Here is a 17,833-nt window from a genome sequence, read left to right as displayed (position 1 = left end):
GAACACAACGTCCGCAATCCGGGGCGACTACCACGTACTCAGGGGTAGGTGCGACGATCGGACGGCACTACTCGCGACACGGTGAAAGCAGAGGAAGTCGGCCATGGCAACGGCGCCCAGCGTCTCCTACTCGATGACCATCCGGCTGGAGGTGCCCGCGAGCGGAACCGCCGTCTCGCAGCTCACCACCGCCGTGGAGTCCTCCGGAGGCTCGGTCACCGGCCTCGACGTCACCGCGTCCGGCCACGAGAAGCTCCGCATCGACGTCACCATCGCGGCCTCCTCGACCGCGCACGCCGACGAGATCGTGGAGAAGCTGCGCGGCATCGAGGGCGTCACGCTCGGCAAGGTCTCCGACCGTACGTTCCTCATGCACCTCGGCGGCAAGATCGAGATGCAGTCCAAGCACCCCATCCGCAACCGTGACGACCTCTCCATGGTCTACACGCCGGGTGTGGCCCGCGTCTGCATGGCCATCGCCCAGAACCCCGAGGACGCCCGCCGCCTCACCATCAAGCGCAACTCCGTTGCGGTCGTGACGGACGGCTCCGCCGTGCTGGGCCTCGGCAACATCGGCCCGAAGGCCGCGCTGCCCGTCATGGAGGGCAAGGCGGCCCTCTTCAAGCGCTTCGCGGGCATCGACGCCTGGCCGCTCTGCCTGGACACCCAGGACACCGACGCCATCGTCGAGATCGTCAAGGCGATCGCCCCCGGGTTCGCCGGCATCAACCTCGAGGACATCTCCGCACCGCGCTGCTTCGAGATCGAGGCACGGCTGCGCGAGGCCCTCGACATCCCCGTCTTCCACGACGACCAGCACGGCACCGCGATCGTCGTCCTGGCCGCCCTGACCAACGCACTTCGCGTCACTGGCAAGGCGATCGAGAACATCCGCGTGGTCATGTCCGGTGCCGGCGCCGCCGGTACGGCCATCCTCAAGCTGCTGATCGCGGCGGGCGTGAAGAACGCCGTCGTCGCCGACATCCACGGTGTCGTGCACGCCGGCCGCGAGGACCTCGTGAACGCCCAGGCCGACTCCCCGCTGCGCTGGATCGCCGACAACACCAACCCCGAGGGCCTCACCGGCACCCTGAAGGAGGCCGTGCGCGGCGCCGACGTCTTCATCGGCGTCTCCGCCCCGAACGTCCTCGACGGCGACGACGTGGCCGCCATGGCCGAGGGCGCCATCGTGTTCGCGCTCGCGAACCCGGACCCCGAGGTCGAGCCCGCAATCGCCCGCCAGACGGCCGCTGTTGTGGCCACCGGCCGCTCCGACTTCCCGAACCAGATCAACAACGTGCTGGTCTTCCCGGGCGTCTTCCGCGGTCTGCTGGACGCCCAGTCCCGCACGGTCAACACCGAGATGATGCTCGCCGCCGCGAAGGCCCTCGCCGACGTGGTGACCGAGGACGAGCTGAACCCGAACTACATCATCCCGAGCGTCTTCAACGACAAGGTCGCGGGCGCGGTGGCCGGTGCGGTCCGGGAAGCGGCGAAGGCGGTGGGTGCGGCGTCGTAGAAGCGCCGTACCGTAGGGTGCAGGGGCTGTGAGGATCGACACGGCAGCCCCCGCACCGGCGCGTCGTGGAACCCACCACCGGCGGGTGCACTCTAGGGTGACGGCCGGGCAGGCGCTATTCGTGTGACTCCCTAGGGTGTTCTCACGACTCCTACGGGTGCCGGATTGGCTTTCCCGCCGCAGGTAGGGGCAGGATGCGTCCCTGGGCGCGAGCGCATCGGCATCGATCTCACCTCACGCCTCAACGGCAAGAAGAACACGGGAGTAACAACATGAACCGCAGTGAGCTGGTGGCCGCGCTGGCCGACCGCGCCGAGGTGACCCGCAAGGACGCCGACGCCGTTCTGGCCGCGTTCGCCGAGGTCGTCGGCGACATCGTCTCCAAGGGCGACGAGAAGGTCACCATCCCCGGCTTCCTGACCTTCGAGCGCACTCACCGTGCCGCTCGTACCGCGCGCAACCCGCAGACCGGTGAGCCCATCAACATCCCGGCCGGCTACAGCGTGAAGGTCTCCGCGGGCTCCAAGCTCAAGGAAGCGGCCAAGGGTAAGTAAGCGCTCCGCTTGGGGCGCCGATCCACCGGAGCGCCGTTCTGGCCTCGGCGCCGTGGGTGACTGCGGGCCGGCTGTGGCTGGTCGCGCAGTTCCCCGCGCCCCTGCGGGGCGCCTCAGCTGAAGACGTCGAAAGGGCGGCCCCCCTCGTGCCGAGGGGGGCCGCCCTTTCGGTGATCGGCTAGCCGAGCGCCTTGCCGGGCAGCTCCACCTTCGCGCCCAGCTCGACGAGCTTCTCCATGAAATTCTCGTAGCCGCGGTTGATCAGCTCGATGCCGTGCACCCGGGAGGTGCCCTCGGCCGCGAGGGCGGCGATGAGGTACGAGAAGCCGCCGCGCAGGTCGGGGATGACCAGGTCGGCGCCCTGCAGCTTGGTCGGTCCGGAGACGACCGCGGAGTGCAGGAAGTTGCGCTGCCCGAAGCGGCAGTCGGAGCCGCCGAGGCACTCGCGGTAGAGCTGGATGTGTGCGCCCATCTGGTTGAGCGCTGAGGTGAAGCCGAGCCGGGACTCGTACACCGTCTCGTGGATGATGGACAGGCCCGTGGCCTGCGTCAGCGCCACCACCAGCGGCTGCTGCCAGTCGGTCTGGAAACCGGGGTGCACGTCCGTCTCCAGCGCGATCGACTTCAGCTGGCCGCCCGGGTGCCAGAAACGGATGCCCTCGTCGTCGATCTCGAAGGCACCGCCCACCTTCCGGTAGGTGTTCAGGAACGTCATCATCGAGCGCTGCTGGGCGCCGCGCACGTAGATGTTGCCGCTGGTCGCCAGCGCCGCCGAGGCCCAGGACGCGGCCTCCAGACGGTCCGGCAGGGCGCGGTGGGTGTAGCCGCCGAGCCTGTCCACACCGGTGATGCGGATCGTGCGGTCGGTGTCCATCGCGATGATCGCGCCCATCTTCTGCAGAACGCAGATCAGGTCCTCGATCTCCGGCTCGACGGCCGCGTTGGACAACTCCGTGACGCCCTCGGCGAGTACGGCCGTCAGCAGCACCTGCTCGGTCGCGCCGACGGACGGGTACGGCAGCCGGATCTTCGTTCCGCGCAGCCGCTGCGGCGCCTCCAGGTACTGCCCGTCGGCGCGCTTCTCGATGGTCGCGCCGAACTGCCGCAGCACGTCGAAGTGGAAGTCGATCGGCCGGCCGCCGATGTCGCAGCCGCCGAGGCCGGGGATGAACGCGTGGCCGAGACGGTGCAGCAGCGGACCGCAGAACAGGATCGGGATACGGCTCGACCCCGCGTGGGCATCGATGTCAGCGACGTTCGCGCTTTCCACATGGGTCGGGTCCATCACCAGCTCGCCGGGCTCCTCACCCGGACGTACCGTCACCCCGTGCAACTGGAGCAGGCCGCGTACGACGCGCACGTCACGGATGTCCGGAACGTTGCGCAGGCGGCTCGGACCGCTGCCCAGCAGGGCGGCGACCATGGCCTTCGGTACGAGGTTCTTCGCACCGCGGACACGGATCTCGCCCTCCAGCGGGGTGCCGCCGTGGACAAGCAGGACATCGTCGTTGACGGTCATGTATCTCGCGTTCCGATGAGTCGGGCAGGGGTCGGCCGATCACTTGCGCGGGGGCCGGAGAAGACAGGGTAATCGCCGATTACCCCCCTCCCGTAAGCCCAAGTACCACCCAGTCGCGTCATAGCTGTGTCACAACACGAACGGTTCCCCGGCGGGCACGCGGGGTCACGGCCGGCGGGCGTGCGCCGGGCTCGCTCCTCCGCACCCTGAGCTGCGTTCACTCGCACACCCCGATTGGCTCCCCACACCAGGGGAAGATGCGGGATCATGTCTGGCATGACCGAGGTGTCCTCGCTCACAGGGCGGCTGCTCGTGGCCACGCCCGCCCTGGCGGACCCGAACTTCGACCGTGCGGTGGTGCTTCTTCTCGACCACGACGAGGAGGGCTCCCTCGGTGTCGTCCTCAACCGTCCCACCCCGGTGGGTGTGGCGGACATCCTGGAGGGCTGGGCGGATCTCGCCGGGGAGCCCGGCGTGGTCTTCCAGGGCGGACCCGTCTCGCTGGACTCCGCGCTCGGTGTCGCGGTCATCCCGGGCGGCGCGAACGGCGACCACGCACCGCTCGGCTGGCGGCGGGTGCACGGCGCGATCGGACTGGTCGACCTGGAGGCCCCGCCGGAGCTGCTCGCCTCGGCCCTCGGCTCGCTGAGGATCTTCGCCGGCTACGCGGGCTGGGGACCCGGCCAGCTGGAGGACGAGCTGGTCGACGGCGCCTGGTACGTCGTGGAGTCGGAACCCGGCGACGTGTCGTCCCCGTCCCCGGAGCGACTCTGGCGCGAGGTGCTGCGCCGCCAGCGCAACGAGCTGGCGATGGTGGCCACGTATCCGGACGACCCGTCGCTCAACTGATGCACGTGAGCTTCAGTACCCTTGCTGATATGAGCACTCTTGAGCCCGAGCGCGGGACTGGTACGGGAACCCTCGTAGAGCCGACGCCACAGGTGTCCCACGGTGACGGCGACCACGAGCGCTTCGCCCACTACGTCCAGAAGGACAAGATCATGGCGAGCGCCCTCGACGGCACCCCCGTCGTGGCGCTGTGCGGCAAGGTGTGGGTCCCCGGCCGCGACCCCAAGAAGTACCCGGTCTGTCCCATGTGCAAGGAGATCTACGACTCCATGGGCAGCGGTGGCGACGAGGGCGGCGACAAGTAGGGGTCACCCCCGCCTGAAGCCGTCAAGGCCCCCGGGACGCGTCGAGGCGCGTCCCGGGGGCCTTTGTGCTTTCTGGTCACAGAGTGGTTGAGACCTCTTGTCGGCATGTTCATGTTGTCCCTAGCCTCCGTGGTGTTGTGCAGAGCGAAACAGTCATTGCACATGTTGCAACGCACTACTCCTCGGAGGAACGCTCCATGAAGCTGTCCGCCCCACTCGCCGCGCTGCTCACCCTCGTGGTCGCCACCGCCTGCGCCCCGCAGACCTCCTCCAACTCCGCGTCCGACAAGGACGAGAAGACCGGCACCCTCCGGGTCTGGCTCTTCCAGGAGGTCGGCAACGAGCCGAAGGAGAAGGTCGTCGACTCCGTCGTCGCCGCCTTCGAGAAGGCCCACAGGAACACCGAGGCCGACGTCGAGTACATCCCGGTCGAGACCCGCGCCCAGCGCGTGAAGGCCGCCTTCAACGACCCGAAGTCCGCGCCCGACGTCATCGAGTACGGAAACACCGACACCGCCGGCTACGTCCACGACGGCGGACTCCTCGACGTCACCAGGGAGTTCTCCGCCTGGGGCGAGGCGAAGAACACCGACCCGACGGCCCGCCAGTCGGTCACGGTGGACGGAAAGGTCTACGGCGCTCCCTTCTACGTCGGCGTCCGCGCCCTGTACTACCGCACCGACGTCTTCCGGGACCTCGGTCTGAAGCCGCCGAGGTCCATGGCCGAGCTGGCCACCACGGCCCGGAAGATCCGCGCCGCGAAACCCGACCTGTACGGCCTGGTCGTGGGCGGCGCCTACACCTACGGTGCGATGCCCTTCATCTGGGCCAACGGCGGCGACCTGGCCACCGGCAAGGGCGGCTCGTACGCCTCCGCGCTCGACAGCGCCGCGGCCCGCAAGGGCATCAAGGCCTACACGTCCCTCTTCTCCGACGACAACTGTCCCGCGGCCAAGTGCGCGGGCATGGGCGGCAACGACACGGTGACCGCGTTCGCCGCGGGCAAGGCCGGCATGGCGATCGGCGGCGACTTCAGCCACGCGGCCGTGGAGGCCGGGAAGGCCAAGGGCGAGTACGCCGTCGTACCGCTGCCAGGCGTGGCCCCCGGCTCGACCGCCCCGGCCTTCGCGGGCGGCAACAACATCGGTGTCCTGAAGAGCACCGCCCACCGCACGCTCGCCGTGGACCTCATGGAGCGGCTGGCATCCAAGAAGACGCAGTCCGCCCTGTTCGACGCGATGGGCTTCCTGCCGACCTTCACGGACGTCCGCGACCAGGCTGCCGCCCGGCAGCCCTTCGTGAAGCCGTTCGTCCGGACGCTGGCGGCCGGAACCAGGTTCGTCCCGGCCTCGCCGGCATGGTCGCAGATCGACTCCTCGCTGGTTCTGCCGACGATGTTCCAGGAGGTCGTCAGCGGCAAGAAGAGCGTGGACGCCGCCGCTGGGTCGGCGGCCGCGAAGATGAACGCCGCGTTCGGCTCTGCCGGATGACGGCGCCCATGGGGTCGGGGGTTGTCGACCGCCGGCGGGTGCGGGTCGTCGGAGGTCACTCGCGCCCACGCGGCGGAGCCGCAGACGTCAGGGCCCCGCGCCCCTCGGCAGGTCGGACGCCCTGGATCTATCTCGCGCCCGCTCTCGTCGTTCTGGGTGGGCTGCTCGTCTACCCCGTCTACCAGCTCGGGTTGATCTCCCTCTTCCGGTACACCCAGGCTCAGGTCAGTGGTGGTGAGCCGGCCTCGTTCCGGGGAGTCGGGAACTACGCGGACCTGTTCTCCGACGGGCAGTTCTGGCAGGTGCTGTCGGCCACCGTGGTCTTCGCGGCTGCCTGCGTCGCCTGCACCCTCGCCGTCGGCTGTGCGCTCGCCGTGCTCCTCACGCGTGTGCGTGCGGTGCCCCGGCTCGCGCTGATGCTCGCCGCGCTCGGCGCCTGGGCGACCCCGGCGGTCACCGGCTCCACGGTCTGGCTGTTCCTCTTCGACCCCGACTTCGGACCGGTGAACCGGGTCCTGGGTCTCGGCGACCACTCCTGGACGTACGGCCGCTACAGCGCCTTCCTGCTCGTCCTGCTCGAAGTGGTCTGGTGCTCCTTCCCGTTCGTCATGGTCACGGTCTACGCCGGGATCCGCGCCGTGCCTTCCGAGGTGCTGGAGGCCGCGGCCCTGGACGGCGCCTCGCAGTGGCGGATCTGGCGCTCGGTGCTCGCGCCGATGCTCCGGCCGATCCTCACGGTCGTCACCATCCAGTCGGTCATCTGGGACTTCAAGGTCTTCACGCAGATCTACGTCATGACGAACGGCGGCGGCATCGCCGGGCAGAACCTGGTGCTGAACGTCTACGCCTACCAGGAGGCGTTCGCGTCCTCCCAGTACGGCCTCGGCTCGGCGATCGGCGTCGTGATGCTGCTGATCCTGCTCGCCGTCACGCTGGTGTACCTGCGGCTGCTGCGCCGCCAGGGGGAGGAACTGTGAATCTTCTCGCTGCGCGTGTGCGGCGTCCGTGGCGACTGGCCGCCGACGTGACGGCCCTGCTGGTCGCCCTCGTCGTCGCCTTCCCGCTGTACTGGATGGTGCTGAGCGCCTTCAAGCCGGCCGGTGAGATCGAGTCCGACCGGCCCCGCCCGTGGACGCTCACGCCGTCCCTGGACTCCTTCCGACGGGTCTTCGGGCAGCAGGAATTCGGCCGTTACTTCGGCAACAGCCTGATCGTCGCGGGCACGGTCGTGGTCGTCTCCGCGGTGATCGCGTTTCTCGCCGCGACCGCCGTCGCGCGATTCCGTTTCCGCTTCCGGACCACCCTGCTGATCATGTTTCTGGTCGCCCAGATGGTCCCCGTGGAAGCCCTCACCATCCCGCTGTTCTTCCTCATGCGGGACTTCGGCCAACTGAACACCCTGGGCTCGCTGATCCTGCCCCACATCGCCTTCTCGCTGCCCTTCGCGATCTGGATGCTGCGGGGGTTCGTGAAAGCGGTGCCCGAGGCGCTGGAGGAGGCCGCGTACCTGGACGGGGCGAGCCGCGGCCGATTCCTCTGGCAGATCCTTTTCCCGCTCGTGTTCCCCGGCCTGGTGGCCACGAGCGTGTTTTCCTTCATCTCGGCCTGGAACGACTTCCTGTTCGCCAAGTCCTTCATCGTCAGCGACACCTCACAGTCGACCCTGCCGATGGCCCTGCTGGTGTTCTACAAGCCGGACGAGCCCGACTGGGGCGGGGTGATGGCCGCGTCCACGGTGATGACCATTCCGGTGCTGGTCTTCTTCGTACTCGTACAGCGACGCCTGGTCTCGGGACTGGGCGGAGCGGTAAAGGACTGACGTGACTGACATGGTGGATGTGATTCCGGCTCCGGCGCGCTGCACGTGGAACGCCGCCGGGTACACGAGCCTCGACGGCGACACCGCCCTGGAGGCGGGCCCCGGCACGGAGGGCGTCGCACGCTGGCTGCGGGCCACGGTCGGCGTGGCGACCGGCCTGCCCTTCCCGGAGGCCGGCGACGGTGCCAACCGCATCGTGCTCGGCATCGACCCTGACCTGCCGTCGGAGGGCTATCGCCTGGTCAACGACGGGGGACCGTACCGCATCCAGGGCGGCAGCGCGGCCGGTGTCTTCTGGGGGGCCCAGACCTTCCGGCAACTGCTCGGCCCCGACGCCTTCCGCCGCGCACCGGTGCGGCCGGGTCAGGACTGGGACCTCCCGGAGATCACCGTCGAGGACTCCCCCCGCTTCCGCTGGCGCGGCCTCATGCTCGACGTCGCACGGCACTTCATGCCCAAGGAAGGCGTGCTGCGCTACCTGGACCTGATGGCCGCGCACAAACTCAACGTCTTCCACTTCCACCTGACGGACGACCAGGGCTGGCGGATCGAGATCCGGCGGTACCCGAAGCTGACCGAGGTCGCCTCCTGGCGTGCGCGGACCAAATTCGGACACCGGGCCTCACCGCTGTGGGAGGAGAAGCCGCACGGGGGTTACTACACCCAGGACGACATCCGGGAGATCGTCGCCTACGCCGCCGAGCGGCATATCAGCGTCGTCCCGGAAATCGACGTACCGGGCCACTCGCAGGCCGCCATCGCCGCGTATCCGGAACTCGGCAACACCGACGTCATCGACACCACCGCCCTCTCCGTCTGGGACGACTGGGGGATCTCCGCCAACGTACTCGCCCCCACCGACACCGCCCTGCGCTTCTACGAGGGGGTGTTCGAGGAGGTGCTGGAACTCTTCCCGGCGGACGCCGCGGAGTTCTCGGGGTTCGTGCACATCGGCGGCGACGAATGCCGCAAGGACCAGTGGAGCGACTCACCGGTCGCCAAGACCCGCATCACGGATCTCGGACTCACCGACGAGGACGAGTTGCAGTCCTGGTTCATCGGCCACTTCGACCGCTGGCTCTCCGCGCGCGGGCGCCGGCTCATCGGCTGGGACGAGATTCTGGAGGGCGGTCTCGCGCCGGGAGCGACGGTGTCCTCCTGGCGCGGCTACGGCGGCGGTGTCGCGGCCGCACAGGCCGGGCACGACGTCGTGATGTGCCCGGAGCAGTTCGTCTACCTGGACCACCGGCAGGCCCCGGGCGAGGACGAACCCGTGCCGATCGGCTTCGTGCGCACCCTGGAGGACGTCTACCGGTTCGAGCCCGTGCCACCCCGGCTCACCCCCGAGGAGGCCCGGCACGTGCTGGGCACCCAGGCCAACGTCTGGACCGAGGTGATGGAGGACGCCGGGCGCGTGGACTACCAGACCTTCCCCAGGCTCGCGGCCTTCGCCGAGGTCGCCTGGAGCCGGCTGCCCGCCCCGCGGGAACGGGACTACGCGGACTTCGAACGCCGGATGGCCGCCCACTACCGGCGACTTGACGCCCTGGGTGTCGCCTACCGGCCGCCCGCCGGCCCCCGGCCCTGGCAACGGCGCCCCGGAGTGCTCGGCCGCCCGATCGAGGGACCGCCACCGAACCGCTGATCGCAGAACATACAGCGGAAAACCCTCGTCAGGACCACCGAAGAGTGGCAATTGAGGCGCACCGGAGATGGTGTGCGAAATCGGACCATGTACTCGATGAGGTGGGCGAATGCCTCCTAGCGGACCCCCGCGTTCGGGTCTTGCGAAGATGTGCCAGAGTTGCCACGTCCGCCCTGTGAGCACGTACCGTACGGCCACACAGGTGGGACCAGGTGGGGCAGCGGGAAGGGGCAGCCGGTTTGACCACGCACGCACCGCAGGCGGCGCAGGCCGTCACGCTGCCCACGACGCTGGACGAGGCCGTGGCGGCCCTCACCGCCCTGCCCACGGCCGTCCCCGTGGCGGGCGGCACCGACCTCATGGCCGCCGTCAACTCCGGTCAGCTCAGGCCCGCCGCCCTGGTGGGCCTCGGGCGGATCAGCGAGATCCGCGGCTGGCAGTACCAGGACGGCCACGCGCTGCTCGGCGCGGGCCTCACGCACGCACGCATGGGCCGCCCCGACTTCGCGGCCCTGATCCCGGCGCTCGCCGCCGCCGCGCGCGCCGCGGGCCCCCCGCACATCCGCAACGCGGGCACCCTGGGCGGCAACATCGCCTCGGCGGCCCCCACCGGGGACGCGCTGCCGGTGCTGGCCGCCCTGGAGGCGACGCTGATCATCGCGGGCCCGGGCGGAGCCCGCCGGGAGATCCCGGTGTCGCACCTGCTGGCCGGCGTGGAGATGCTGCGCGGCGGCGAACTCATCGGCTACGTGCGCGTGCCGCTGCTGCACGCCCCGCAGGTCTTCCTGAAGGCGACCGGACGCACCGGCCCGGGCCGCGCGGTGGCCTCCGTGGCCCTCGTGCTCGACCCCGCCCGGCGCGGGGTGCGGTGCGCGGTGGGCGCCATAGCGCCGATGCCGCTCAGGCCCCTGGACGCCGAGCAGTGGGTCGCCCAGCTGATCGACTGGGACAACGACCGCGCGCTCGTCCCGGAGGCCCTGAGCGCCTTCGGGGAGTACGTCGCCGCGGCCTGCATCCCGGACCCCGTCCCGGAGCCGGACGGCTCCGTGGCCCCGCTTCCGCCCGCCGTACTGCACCTGCGGCGCACCGTCGCCGCGCTGGCCCGACGAGCACTGGGGAGGGCGCTGTCGTGACCGACGACCAGCACGGAGAGGGCACGCCCCAGGGCAGCGGCCGCTGGAACCCGCTGCCCCAGGGCGACTACGACGACGGCGCCACCGCCTTCGTCAAGCTCCCCGAGGGCGGCATCGACGCCCTGCTGTCGGGTGACAGTCCCCTGGCCGCACCCGGCCACGGCTACGTGCCGCCGCGGATAGCGGCGACCCCGGAGACGAGCGATCCGGCCACCGGCACCTGGGCGATGCCCGCCGACGGCCACCAGTGGCCCGACCCCAACGCGGTGCCCCAGGAGCAGACCCCGGACGACCGGTTCACGTACCGCCCGGCGGCCACGCAGCAGTGGACCTTCGAGGAACCCGCGGCCCCACCCGCCCCCGGGCACGACGTCACCGGGCAGTGGAGCATCCCGGTGGCCGGTGGTGATCTCCCGGACGAATCGGGCGAGTTCACCACGTCCTCGCTGGTCGAGCAGTGGGGCGGCACGCCTCCGGCCACGCTCCCGGGCGGCGCCCCCGCGCCCTGGGCGACGGAGGCCCCGGAGGAGCCCTGGGGGCGGCAGGAACCCGTCGCCGGACCCCACGCCGCCGACGCGTCCCCGGCAGCGGAGTACGCCCCCACCGCGCCCTACACCCGCGAGGCGCCCGCGCAGGCCCATGAAGGCCCCGTTGGCGGCCCCGCGCAGCGGACCGGACCCGGGCCTTCCCCGTTCGCCCCGGAGGCCGCCGGAACGCCGGACACGGCCGTGCCCACGGCCCCCGCGGACCCACGGTCCCCGGCCGACACGCCGGACACTCCGGCGGCGGAGGCGGCCGGCCCGTCCGAGGACAACGACGCCGAGTCCGCAGGGACCGCGACGGAACCCGCGGCCCGGACCCCCGAGGACCCCGCCGACGAGGCGGCTTCGGCCGCCCCCGGGCAGGACGCCCCCGAGGACGACGCCCGGTCCGCACCCGCACACCACGACGACCACCCCCTCGCCTCCTACGTCCTGCGCGTCAACGGAGGCGAGCGCCCCGTCACCGACGCCTGGATCGGCGAGTCCCTGCTGTACGTCCTGCGGGAGCGGCTCGGCCTCGCCGGGGCCAAGGACGGCTGCTCACAGGGCGAGTGCGGCGCCTGCAACGTGCAGGTTGACGGCCGCCTGGTGGCCTCCTGCCTGGTCCCCGCGGTCACCGCGGCCGGCAGCGAGGTCCGCACCGTCGAGGGCCTGGCCGCCGACGGTCAGCCCTCCGACGTGCAGCGGGCGCTCGCCCGGTGCGGTGCCGTGCAGTGCGGTTTCTGCGTACCGGGCATGGCGATGACCCTGCACGACCTGCTGGAGGGCAACCCGGCCCCCACCGAACTGGAGACGCGGCAGGCCCTGTGCGGCAACCTGTGCCGCTGCTCCGGCTACCGGGGCGTCCTGGAGGCCGTCAACGAGGTCGTCGCCGAACGCGAGGCGCTCCGGGCCGACGACGCCGAGACGGACGCGGACGGGCCACGCATCCCGCACCAGGCGGGCCCTGGCTCCGGCGGCGTCAACCCGTCGGCGTTCGAGACGCCGGGAGTCTTCGACAGCCCCGGCACATTCGGTACACCGGGAGTGCACGACCAGCACTACGGTCAGGACGGAGGCCAGGGGTGAGCAACGAAGCGGCCACCGCGACCACCGCGGCTGCGGAGTCGGCCCCCGCCGCCGCCGAGCCGTTGCCGCACGGCCTCGGCGCCTCGCTGCCGCACGCCGACGCCCGCGCCAAGACCGAGGGCACCTTCCCGTACGCGGCCGACCTTTGGGCCGAGGGCCTGCTGTGGGCGGCCGTACTGCGCTCCCCGCACGCGCACGCGCGCATCGTGTCCATCGACACCACCCACGCGCGCGAGATGCCCGGCGTACGGGCCGTCGTCACCCACGAGGACGTGCCCGGCACCCCTCGCCACGGCCGGGGCACGCCCGACCGCCCCGTGTTCGCCTCCGAGGTCGTACGCCACCACGGCGAACCCATCGCCGCGGTGGCGGCCGACCACCCGGACACCGCGCGGATGGCCGCCGCCGCCGTCATCGTCGAGTACGAGGTGCTCGACCCGGTCACCGACCCGGAGCAGGCCTTCGAGGCCGAACCCCTGCACCCCGACGGCAACCTGATCCGGCACATCCCGCTGCGCCACGGCGACCCGGACGCGATCGGCGAGATCGTCGTCGAGGGCCAGTACCGCATCGGCCGCCAGGACCCGGCTCCCATCGGCGCCGAGGCCGGCCTCGCGGTGCCGCGTCCCGACGGCGGCGTGGAGCTGTACCTGGCCTCCACCGACCCGCACACCGACCGCAACACGGCCGCGGCCTGCTTCGCCCTGTCCTCCGATCAGGTGAAGATCGTCGTCACTGGAGTGCCAGGCGCGACCGCCGACCGCGAGGACCAGGGCTTCCAGCTGCCGCTCGGCCTGCTCGCCCTCAGAACCGGCTGCCCGGTCAAGATCACCGCCACCCGCGAGGAGTCCTTCCTCGGCCACACCCACCGCCATCCGACCCTCCTGCGCTACCGCCACCACGCCGACGCCGAGGGCAGGCTGGTGAAGGTCGAGGCGCAGATCCTCCTCGACGCGGGCGCCTACGCCGACACCTCCGCCGAGGCCCTCGCCGCCGCCGTCTCCTTCGCGTGCGGCCCGTACGTCGTCCCGAACGCCTTCATCGAGGGCTGGGCCGTACGCACCAACAACCCGCCCTCCGGCCATGTGCGCGGCGAGGGCGCCATGCAGGTGTGCGCCGCCTACGAGGCGCAGATGGACAAACTCGCCAAAAAGCTGGGCCTGGACCCGGCCGAGCTGCGGCTGCGCAACGCGCTCGCCACCGGGGACGTCCTGCCGATCGGCCAGACGGTGACCTGCCCCGCCCCGGTCGCCGAACTCCTCCAGGCGGTCCGTGACTTCCCCCTCCCGCCGCTGCCCAAGGACACCCCCGAGGACGAGTGGCTGCTGCCCGGCGGCCCCGAGGGCGCGGGCGAACCGGGCGCGGTACGCCGGGGTGTGGGCTACGGCGTCGGCATGGTGCACATGCTCGGCGCGGAGGGCGCCGACGAGGTCTCCACTGCGACCGTCAAGGTCCACGACGGTGTCGCGACCGTGCTCTGCGCGGCCGTCGAGACGGGACAGGGCTTCACCACGCTCGCCCGGCAGATCGTCCAGGAGACGCTCGGCATCGACGAGGTGCACGTGGCACCGGTCGACACCGACCAGCCCCCGGCCGGCGCGGGCTGCCGAGGCCGGCACACCTGGGTCTCCGGCGGCGCGGTGGAGCGCGCGGCCAAGATGGTCCGCACGCAACTGCTGCAGCCCCTGGCGCACAAGTTCGGCATGTCCACCGAGCTGCTGCAGATCACCGACGGCAAGATCACCTCGTACGACGGGGTGCTGTCGACCACCGTCACCGAGGCGATGGACGGCAAGGAGCTGTGGGCCACCGCCCAGTGCCGCCCGCACCCCACCGAGCCGCTGAACGCGGAGGGCCAGGGCGACGCCTTCGTAGGCCTCGCCTTCTGCGCGATCCGCGCGGTGGTGGACGTGGACATCGAGCTCGGCTCGGTACGTGTGGTGGAGCTGGCGGTCGCCCAGGACGTGGGCCGGGTGCTGAACCCGGCGCAGCTGGCCTCGCGCATCGAGGCGGGCGTCACCCAGGGCGTGGGCATCGCGCTCACCGAGAACCTGCGGACGCTCCGCGGCCTGATCCGCCACCCCGACCTGACGGGCTACGCCCTGCCGACCGCGCTGGACGCCCCGGACATCCGGATCGTGAAGCTGGTCGAGGAACGGGACGTGGTCGCCCCCTTCGGCGCCAAGTCGGTCAGCGCGGTCCCGGTGGTGACGTCCCCCGCGGCGGTCGCTTCCGCGGTCCGCGCGGCGACGGGCCGCCCGGTCAACCGCCTGCCGATCCGCCCCCAGGCCGCGGTGGTGACCGGCCAGTGACCACGCCGCCCGACGAACCGCGCTACGAACCGCCGCCCAGCGTCGGCAAGCTGGCCCTGTGGATCCTGCTGTTCGCCGTGGCGGCGCTGGCCGTCGTCCTGGGCGGCATCTACCTCACCTGAGCTTCGACCTGATCCCCACCCGCCCCCTGTAACGGCCGGGACGGAACGCGCGAGGGTCGCCCGACGTCCTTGTTCCAGGGGCGTTGTCAGTGGTGCGGCGTACTGTTCCGAGCAGTGGGGGACGGCCGCTTGCGGCGCAAAGGCCCGAGGACGGCCGGCCACGCCCTGCCCAGGCACGGACGCACCGAAAAAGATCGCGGGGGAGCGATGAGCACGACCGACGCCGGGATTCCGGCGATCACGCTGACCGAGGCGGAGCTGGACCGCTACGTCACGCACGCGCCGACACGCGGCCTGCTCACGGGCCCCGGACTGCCCACGGACACCGACCTGTTGACGTTCTCCCCGCTGCGCACGCACGGGCTGCGGACCCTCGGCGACGCCACGGACGGGCCGTTCCACCTGGCCGAGGAGCTGCGGGGCCGCCTGGTGATAGGCGAACTGCTCAACCCCGCCGGCATGGAGCGCGAGTCGATCCTGCTCGACGGCGACACGGGCGAGATCACGACGGCCTACCTCCTCGACCCCTCCGAGCCCCGCCCCTTCGCCCCCTCCCTGAACACGCTCCTGCGCTTCGCCGCGGTCACCGAGGAACTGGCGGGCCTGCGCGGCCGCTTCGCCTCCCTGGCCGGCCAGTACGGCCCCAAGACCGTGACGGATGCCTCCCGCCGCCTCCTCGCCCTCTTCGAGGAGGGCACGGACGGCCGGGTCCCGGCCTACTGGAAGGCGGCGGCCCTGATCCGCCCGCTCGCCCTCGTCGCCGGTCCCGGCACGGTCTCCGGACTCACCCTGGACGTCCCCGCCCGCGTCCTCGACCAGGAGTTCGGCCACGGCCGGGTGGCCCGCTTCGAGGAGGTCGACTTCCCCGCGACGCTCACCCACGAGCCCACCCGCCGCTTCCTGCGGGAGACGGGGCTGCCGGAGGAGGCGGTGCTCTTCCACGCCGACACGGACGTCCCGCTGCCCACCCTCACCGAGTACTTCACCGGGGAACGCGCCGACGACCACCCCCTGGACGACCTTCCCGCCCACTCCGACCACCTGATCCGCCTCGGCCACCTGGTCGAGGACAACAGCCTGGTGATCGACGGCAGAACGGGCGCGATCCTCACGTTCAGCGAGCCCGAGGCGACGCTCTACCCCCTGAACACCGACGTCTCCACACTGGCGTTCACCCTGTGGCTGCTGCACCACGAGCGCACGATCGACGAGCATCTGTCCCACGAGCTGACGACGGACGCCTACGACCAGCTCGCCGCGGCGATGATCCGGACCCTGACGTCGGTGGATCCCACGGCCCTGTCCCCGGCCACCGACTGGCACTACTGGACGGAGCTGTTCCAGGACGAAGCGGGCGGGGTGCTCTGAAGCACCCCACCCGGGAAGAGGCCGTGGCGGGAATCGAACCCACGTACCTCGCTTTGCAGGCGAGTCCCTAAGCCACTCGGGCACACGGCCGTGTCGGTCACCTTGTCGTGCCGAACTCGGTGGAATGACCGTATGGGCCGCTGCGGGCGGGTCTCAAGGGCTCCGGCCGGGCTGCAACGAGGCTGCCACACGCCGTTCATGAACCGGGGGTCTAGGACCAAGGTACGAGAGCGGTCGGGCCCGCCGACAGGAGCCAAACCACCTTGTGGGCCTTACTCTGACCGGCATGACCACCCTTGAGTCCTCCGATGCCGCCCTTGTGGATGATGCCGCCGACAGACAGGGCGGTGTCCTGAGCCGGGCCTATCGGGCGCTCAGTGTGGGGATCGTGTCCGTCGTGCTGCTGATCGCCTTCGAGGCGACCGCCGTCGGGACCGCGATGCCCGTCGCGGCGCGGGAGCTGGACGGGGTGGCGCTGTACGCGTTCGCCTTCTCGGGATACTTCACGACCAGCCTGTTCGGGATGGTGCTCGCCGGGCAGTGGTCCGACCGGCGCGGGCCGCTCGGCGCGCTGACCTGCGGGATCGGCGCCTTCGCGGCGGGGCTCGTGGTGGCCGGGACCGCCCAGGTCATGTGGGTGTTCATCCTGGGGCGGGCCGTGCAGGGCTTCGGCGGCGGCCTGGTCATCGTCGCGCTGTACGTCGTCGTCGGGCGCGCCTACCCCGAGCGGCTGCGACCCGCGATCATGGCTGCCTTCGCCGCCGGATGGGTCGTACCGTCCATCGTCGGACCGCTCGCCTCCGGTGCCGTGACGGAGCACCTCGGCTGGCGGTGGGTCTTCCTCGGCATCCCCGCCCTGGTGGTCTTCCCGCTCGCCCTCGCGCTGCCGCAGATACGGCGCAGGGCGGCAGGGCCGGTGGCAGGCGCCGAGGGCTCGGCATCCTTCGACCGGCGCCGGATCCGCCTCGCCCTCGGCATCTCCCTCGGGGCCGGGCTCCTGCAGTACGCCGCCCAGGATCTGACGTGGCTGTCGCTGCTGCCCGGTCTGGCCGGCGCCGCCCTTCTCGTACCCGCCGTCCTCGGGCTGCTGCCGCGCGGCACCTACCGCGCCGTGCGCGGCCTGCCCTCCGTGGTGCTGCTGCGCGGAGTGTCCGCCGGGTCCTTCATCGCCGCCGAGTCCTTCGTGCCGCTGATGCTGGTCACCGAGCGGGGGCTGTCGCCGACGCTGGCCGGTTTCTCGCTGGCCGCGGGCGGCGTCACCTGGGCACTGGGGTCGTGGGTGCAGTCCCGGCCGCGCCTGGAGCCGTACCGGGAGCGGCTGATGACGGCGGGGATGGTGCTGGTCGCCGCCGCGATAGCCACCGCGCCGAGCGTGCTCGTACCGGCCGTGCCGGTCTGGGTCGTCGCCGTCGCCTGGGGCTTCGGCTGCTTCGGCATGGGCCTGGTGATCTCCTCCGCCAGCGTCCTGCTGCTGAAGCTTTCCGCCCCGGCGGAGGCCGGTGCCAACTCCGCCGCCCTGCAGATCTCCGACGCCCTCTCCAACGTCGTCCTCCTCGCCGCGACCGGCGCCGCCTTCGCGGCCCTGGGC

The 17,833-nt window shown here is 71.4% G+C and carries 15 protein-coding genes and 1 tRNA gene; 14 read left to right on the top strand and 2 right to left on the bottom strand.

The genetic code is table 11. From position 1 onward, the window contains the following. Positions 1–103: 103 nt before the first annotated feature. Entirely contained in the window at positions 104–1,519 is a 1,416-nt protein-coding gene (locus AC07CM_RS09145; protein ID WP_478875683.1) for an NAD-dependent malic enzyme, read from the top strand. Between the two features lie 272 nt (positions 1,520–1,791). Further along, positions 1,792–2,073: an HU family DNA-binding protein gene (locus AC07CM_RS09140; RefSeq protein WP_067001509.1), complete on the top strand. Its 282-nt coding sequence runs from the start codon at positions 1,792–1,794 to the stop codon at positions 2,071–2,073. A 178-nt stretch (positions 2,074–2,251) separates the two neighbouring features. Here AC07CM_RS09140 and murA read toward each other — a convergent pair whose 3' ends face one another. Then, a complete protein-coding gene (gene murA, locus AC07CM_RS09135; protein WP_478875682.1) occupies positions 2,252–3,592 on the bottom strand; it encodes a UDP-N-acetylglucosamine 1-carboxyvinyltransferase in 1,341 nt (446 codons plus the stop codon). Between the two features lie 276 nt (positions 3,593–3,868). On the opposite strand from murA, the gene AC07CM_RS09130 reads away from it, so the two are divergent. The 11 genes from AC07CM_RS09130 (at position 3,869) to AC07CM_RS09080 (ending at position 16,245) form a co-directional block, all read left to right on the top strand. After that, on the top strand, positions 3,869–4,441 hold the full coding sequence (locus AC07CM_RS09130; RefSeq protein ID WP_478875681.1) for a YqgE/AlgH family protein: 573 nt from the start codon (positions 3,869–3,871) through the stop codon (positions 4,439–4,441). A gap of 29 nt (positions 4,442–4,470) precedes the next feature. Continuing rightward, positions 4,471–4,746, top strand: a complete 276-nt coding sequence (locus AC07CM_RS09125) for a DUF3039 domain-containing protein (protein ID WP_317443630.1) — start codon at positions 4,471–4,473, stop codon at positions 4,744–4,746. Between the two features lie 197 nt (positions 4,747–4,943). Continuing rightward, complete coding sequence (locus tag AC07CM_RS09120; RefSeq protein ID WP_478875680.1) at positions 4,944–6,236, top strand: extracellular solute-binding protein; 1,293 nt, start codon at positions 4,944–4,946, stop codon at positions 6,234–6,236. Between the two features lie 8 nt (positions 6,237–6,244). Further along, on the top strand, positions 6,245–7,213 hold the full coding sequence (locus tag AC07CM_RS09115) for a carbohydrate ABC transporter permease (protein ID WP_478875679.1): 969 nt from the start codon (positions 6,245–6,247) through the stop codon (positions 7,211–7,213). Then, positions 7,210–8,055, top strand: coding sequence for a carbohydrate ABC transporter permease (locus AC07CM_RS09110; RefSeq protein ID WP_478875678.1), 846 nt, complete (start codon positions 7,210–7,212; stop codon positions 8,053–8,055). The genes AC07CM_RS09115 and AC07CM_RS09110 overlap by 4 nt, the downstream gene beginning before the upstream one ends. A gap of 10 nt (positions 8,056–8,065) precedes the next feature. Then, complete coding sequence (locus AC07CM_RS09105) at positions 8,066–9,700, top strand: beta-N-acetylhexosaminidase (RefSeq protein WP_478875754.1); 1,635 nt, start codon at positions 8,066–8,068, stop codon at positions 9,698–9,700. A gap of 239 nt (positions 9,701–9,939) precedes the next feature. Further along, positions 9,940–10,833 carry an FAD binding domain-containing protein gene (locus AC07CM_RS09100; RefSeq protein ID WP_478875677.1) on the top strand — a complete coding sequence of 298 codons (894 nt, stop codon included), beginning with the start codon at positions 9,940–9,942 and terminating at the stop codon, positions 10,831–10,833. Beyond that, a complete protein-coding gene (locus AC07CM_RS09095; protein WP_478875676.1) occupies positions 10,830–12,443 on the top strand; it encodes a (2Fe-2S)-binding protein in 1,614 nt (537 codons plus the stop codon). The genes AC07CM_RS09100 and AC07CM_RS09095 overlap by 4 nt, the downstream gene beginning before the upstream one ends. After that, the gene (locus AC07CM_RS09090) at positions 12,440–14,755 is read left to right on the top strand and encodes a xanthine dehydrogenase family protein molybdopterin-binding subunit (protein WP_478875675.1); all 2,316 of its coding nucleotides are present in this window, start codon (positions 12,440–12,442) and stop codon (positions 14,753–14,755) included. Before AC07CM_RS09095 ends, AC07CM_RS09090 begins: the two co-directional genes overlap by 4 nt. Continuing rightward, complete coding sequence (locus tag AC07CM_RS09085) at positions 14,752–14,877, top strand: hypothetical protein (protein WP_478875674.1); 126 nt, start codon at positions 14,752–14,754, stop codon at positions 14,875–14,877. The genes AC07CM_RS09090 and AC07CM_RS09085 overlap by 4 nt, the downstream gene beginning before the upstream one ends. Before the next feature lie 207 nt (positions 14,878–15,084). Further along, a complete protein-coding gene (locus AC07CM_RS09080; RefSeq protein ID WP_478875673.1) occupies positions 15,085–16,245 on the top strand; it encodes an SUKH-4 family immunity protein in 1,161 nt (386 codons plus the stop codon). An 18-nt stretch (positions 16,246–16,263) separates the two neighbouring features. On the opposite strand, the gene AC07CM_RS09075 is transcribed toward AC07CM_RS09080, so the two are convergent. Beyond that, positions 16,264–16,335 (bottom strand) — tRNA-Cys (locus tag AC07CM_RS09075). 196 nt (positions 16,336–16,531) lie between these two features. Here AC07CM_RS09075 and AC07CM_RS09070 point away from each other — a divergent pair. After that, positions 16,532–17,833 (top strand): MFS transporter (locus AC07CM_RS09070; protein ID WP_478875672.1); only part of this gene is annotated, 1,302 nt, incomplete at its 3' end.

The sequence above is a fragment of the Streptomyces sp. NPDC044061 genome (assembly GCF_056434305.1).
This window is presented reverse-complemented; position numbering and strand designations above follow the sequence as displayed.